A 3,913-nucleotide genomic window follows, 5' to 3' on the forward strand; every position below is an offset into this window, starting at 1 on the left:
CGACAATGGGTTCCCGGATGGGGGGAGCATCAGGAATCAGACGGAGAAGCCTGTCGCGCGGCTATAGCTCGTATGATCGAACGCTGGGACATGATGCAGAGCGGAGACCCGCTCGTCTGTCTTGAGCGCGTCCGTGAGCTTCGAACACGACGGCTGGCTCACAATTTGGTCGACAAAGACCCTGATCCGGTACCGTATTATTCCGACCTCTTCACTCTGATGTCGCAAGCGACGGCATTTGGGACGGACGCTCAATTCGCCGTTCTCGGCATTGCCTCAGGCCTACAGGAGCGGGTGGAACATAAGCGCGAAATAGCGGAGGTGTTCTGGCGGAGCGTCCGCGCAGGGCTAGAGCTCAAAACATCGGACGCGAAGGCGGTGCTTACAAAGCAGCCATTATCGGGTGAGGACGCCGATTCGGAGGAGCAGTAGCAGTGGCAGGCGCGACGGTTGGCAAGCTCTTCAAGGCGAAGGCGATTCTCGAGGAGGACGTCGCCGCCGCCGTTGATGCCTTCGTGGCCGACGCGAATACGCGGACGGGGCGGAACCCATACTGGCTAGGCTACGAAGCCTTCAACCAGGGGAAAACCCGTGAGGACTGCCCGTTTTCAGATGAAGTCGTTAGCCGCAAGGCGGTGTGGCTGGAAGGTTGGGAGGCAGGGGAATTCGTCGAGCGAAGGACAGAGGAACGCAGGGCCTGCGTCGCCGCAAAGGCATCTCGTTAGGTGGCACCTTGATCACCACGACGAACGGCACCTTCGTGCAAAATCATAGCATTGCTATGAAGCTCGGCTATGAGGTTCTAGAAATCAGACGCTTGGGGGCGGCCTGGTATGAGCGCATCATCCGAACACGAGGAATCGAGGTACCTCGCTACCTTAATTGATCGACAGGGAGCGGTCGTGTCGATCATTAGGATCACAGCAGGCGACGATGACGAGGCCTGTCAGAAGGCTAAAGCTCTCGTCGATGGTCATGGCGTTGATCTATGGGAGGATCTACGGCTCGTTGACCACTTCCCCGCCATTGACCCGCTCAAGTAGCTGCGAGGCGTTCCCGGCTAGGTAATGCGCTCGTCACGCACCTCAGGAACTTTGCGATCAGTCGAAACTTGCCAGCCCTGGAGTCGATAAGAACTCACGAGGGGACGAAAGATGCCTGGCGACCAGACGGTCGGCGACCTCTACAAGGCTGAGGCGATCGTCGAGGCGGATCTTGATGCCGCAGTCGAGGCATACATGTCGGACCCAACAATCTCCCAATTTGCAATTGGCGCCGGGTACAAGCTTGACCTTCACGCTGCTGTAGAGGCGAGCCCGTTTGCTAGAGTGACGATGGCCCGAGACGACGCCAGTGCCCACGTGAAGCGCACTTTCGTGCGCCTAGCGATCCTGCTGGCGAGGCCTGTGAAGGGGTGAGGTCGCTCCGCCGCAGGGACCAGCAAAGCGCATGATCGGAAGGGCTTGAGAACATGACGCTTCGCCGATTGCTTGAGGAACCCCTCGCCGCCTTAACATTTGCGGATATCGAAGCCTTGATCGTCGCGGAAGCAGAGGAGGATCTTCGCCTCGAACTGAAGCGCGAACTCCCAGCAAACAATGGGCAGCGCGATGGTTGGATGCTTGGCTCCAATAAGATCGGATCCCCAGCTAAGGATGCGCTAGCGAAGGAGATCGTGGCGTTTGCCAATGCTTATGGTGGAGTGATTGTAGTTGGCGTTGATGAGACAGAAGATCATCCCAAACGCGCCAAAGGCCCAGATCCAGTTCTCATACCTCGCGTGATAGATCTAGCTGAGCGCCTACATCAATCATTAGATCAGACCATTGATCCCCCGTTGGCGAGCTTCGAAGCTCGCGGAATAGTCGCGCCAGGCAGTCAAGATGGCAGCGGCGTTCTCATCATCCGTGTAACTTCATCCCTTCGCGCTCCTCACGGCCACGGCAGGCCGCCCCTCGCCTTTTTGAGGCGAGGTTCGCGTTCCGAACCTATGACCATGCGGGACCTCCACAGCTCTCTGTTTGAAACACGCACACGGGCTGAGCGCCTTAGAGAGCTTCGCAACGCTAGAGCACTGCGGATGCGCAGCTTGGTTGATGGCTACAGAAATGGGACCCTCCAGACCGAGCAAGGCAATTACCAGCTCGGGGGGCATTCTCTTGGGTTTAGATGTACAGCTATGCCGATCGAGGATCTAAGTATAAGGGCTTCATCGATCACAAATCATGTAAATCTATGCAGACCCGGCAGAGACATCACACAGTCAAATTTGCCTCCGGCACTCGGCGAAGGACCTTTCGGCCTCAACTGGCGACCGCGTGCCCAAGCGATGGAGTACATTGAGGCCCCCTCGGATTATTATGCGAGATGGTTATTATCGGATAGCGGCATGATGGAAGTTGCGGGTTTTCGGTGCTCCTCCCATTATCAGGGCCATGATTTTGTGTTTACGCCTATATGGCTTGTACCAGTCGTTGCGCAAATGATGGCTCTTGTTGAACAGGTCCGCGTTGCAGCTTCAAACCTGACCGCTGAATACATCATTGAATGTCATATTGTGAACCCCGGCAAAATAGTCCGCTCGATCGTCGGCAGCGGTACGTTTGAAAGTCCCACCTTGATCCCCGATGAAGAGGTTATCATCGGCCCATATCACTTGTCTCGAACTGAAGACTTTCAGGCAGTTTTTTCAGAAATGGAGCGCGGGATCTGGAACTCACTTGGTCTTCATGTGCATCAACCGACAGCGATACGTGTTCTAGAGTGGCTCACGGACTCAGGTCGGCGTCCAGCTTGATCATTGTGATGTCAGGCTAGTGCCACTGGTAGCTCGGCGAGCTGTGTCGTGTACCTCGGCGAGCGCATCTGGAACTTCGTCGACCATGTCCGCTTCGCTTGCAGCCCGGCCCGCGCCGGCACCACGGCGCCTCGGCCGAAGCGGGCATTGCAGGCGTCCATCGCCGCCATCAACGGTCCGCCGCGCTCGCGGTCGAGTTGACCGATGAGCGCCCGCGGACTGTCGTCGAGTAGCTTCAGATCGGTGGTGATGACGCCGGCCTTCGAGTAGCGCCACGGCCGTTCGCCCTGGTCGCGCCAAGTCCGGGCGAGGCTGTGCCGGGCCGCGGTGATGAGGGCAAGCGTGTCGTTCGTCGCCTCGGGCAAGCTCACTGTCGTCGAGACCGAGCGCATCGGCTCGCCGCGGTCATGAGTGCTGGTGTGGTAGAAGACTGTCACGTGGGAGGTGCCAAGGCCGCCGCGCCGCAGCTTCTCGCCGAGGCGGGTGGCATGCGCGGCTACTGCCTGCTCCAGCACCTCGCGCTCGGTGACGCGGGCAGAGAACGAGCGCGTGACCGCACAGCCCTTGCGCTGGGCCGGCATCAGTTCGAGCGGCAGGCAGGACAGGCCGCGCAGCTCGTGGATGATGCGCTCGCCCACCACCGTCATCGCCTTGCGGACCGGGCGTGGGTCGAGGTCGCGCAGGTCCGCCACCGTGTCGACACCCATAGCCTCGAGCTTGTGAAGCGAGGCCCGGCCGATGCCCCACACCTCCTCGACTGCGATGCGGCAGAGCCAATGGTCGTAGGCGACCGGATCGGTCAGGTCGCAGACGCCCTCAAGCTCCGGCACCTTCTTGGCGATGTGGTTGGCGAGCTTGGCCAGCGTCTTCGTCGGGCCGATGCCGACGCAGGTCGGGATGCCCGTCCAGGCCCGTACCGTCGCGCGCAGATCGCGGGCGAGTTCGAGGCGGCGAGCTGGCTGAACGTCCGAGAGGTCGAGGAAGCTCTCGTCGATGGAGTAGATCTCCACCTGAGGAGCAAAGTCGCGATAGACCGCGTTCGTGCGAGCGCTCATGTCGCCATAGAGGGTGTAGTTCGAGGAGAACACCCGCACGCCCTGGCGCTTGCACAGGTCG

General features: G+C 59.7%; 5 protein-coding genes. 4 read left to right on the forward strand and 1 reads right to left on the reverse strand.

The genetic code is table 11. The annotated features are described in order from the left end of the window. From K2Y56_RS24690 to K2Y56_RS24705, 4 genes are all read left to right on the forward strand, one after another. Window positions 1-432 (forward strand): hypothetical protein (locus K2Y56_RS24690; RefSeq protein WP_292514253.1); only part of this gene is annotated, 432 nt, incomplete at its 5' end. A 2-nt stretch (window positions 433-434) separates the two neighbouring features. After that, on the forward strand, window positions 435-725 hold the full coding sequence (locus K2Y56_RS24695; protein ID WP_292514256.1) for a hypothetical protein: 291 nt from the start codon (window positions 435-437) through the stop codon (window positions 723-725). 429 nt (window positions 726-1,154) lie between these two features. Further along, window positions 1,155-1,418 carry a hypothetical protein gene (locus K2Y56_RS24700; RefSeq protein ID WP_292514258.1) on the forward strand — a complete coding sequence of 88 codons (264 nt, stop codon included), beginning with the start codon at window positions 1,155-1,157 and terminating at the stop codon, window positions 1,416-1,418. A 53-nt stretch (window positions 1,419-1,471) separates the two neighbouring features. Next, a complete protein-coding gene (locus K2Y56_RS24705) occupies window positions 1,472-2,797 on the forward strand; it encodes an ATP-binding protein (RefSeq protein WP_292514261.1) in 1,326 nt (441 codons plus the stop codon). An 11-nt stretch (window positions 2,798-2,808) separates the two neighbouring features. On the opposite strand, the gene K2Y56_RS24710 is transcribed toward K2Y56_RS24705, so the two are convergent. Beyond that, window positions 2,809-3,913: Y-family DNA polymerase (locus K2Y56_RS24710; RefSeq protein ID WP_292514264.1), on the reverse strand; the 1,105-nt coding region annotated here is incomplete at its 5' end.

Origin of the sequence: Methylobacterium sp., from assembly GCF_019745455.1 — a bacterium.
Lineage (GTDB): Bacteria > Pseudomonadota > Alphaproteobacteria > Rhizobiales > Beijerinckiaceae > Methylobacterium.

Excerpts from the sequence above, each read along its gene's own strand:
- K2Y56_RS24705 (WP_292514261.1), top strand. The coding sequence starts at position 1,472 with ATGACGCTTCGCCGATTGCTTGAGGAACCCCTCGCCGCCTTAACATTT.
- K2Y56_RS24700 (WP_292514258.1), top strand. The coding sequence starts at position 1,155 with ATGCCTGGCGACCAGACGGTCGGCGACCTCTACAAGGCTGAGGCGATC.